This is a genomic window from Acidaminococcus sp. HCP3S3_H5, assembly GCF_052122235.1.
Taxonomy (GTDB): Bacteria; Bacillota; Negativicutes; order Acidaminococcales; family Acidaminococcaceae; genus Acidaminococcus.
On sequence record NZ_JBQKCS010000032.1, the window covers coordinates 1 to 302 of the forward strand.

The 302-nt window shown below is 55.0% G+C and carries 1 rRNA gene; it reads right to left on the reverse strand.

Going from position 1 to position 302, the window contains the following annotated elements:
• Positions 1-302 (reverse strand): 23S ribosomal RNA (locus tag ACTQY5_RS11035); the annotation flags it as partial.

Here is a 302-nt window from a genome sequence, read left to right on the forward strand (position 1 = left end):
CCCTCACGGTACTATGCGCTATCGGTCACTAAGAAGTGTTTAGCCTTGGAGGGTGGTCCCCCCGACTTCCCGCAAAATTCCTCGTGCTTCGCGGTACTCTGGATACTGGCCACTCATCCGATCTTTCATCTACCCGGCTTTCACGGTCTGTGGCTCACCTTTCCAGGTGATTCGACTAGATTGGACTTCGCTTATGCCAGTCCGTAACCCCAGGGAGCCGAAGCTCTCTGGTTTAGGCTCTGCCCTCTTCGCTCGCCGCTACTGTGGGCATCTCGTTTGATTTCTCTTCCTCCGGCTACTTA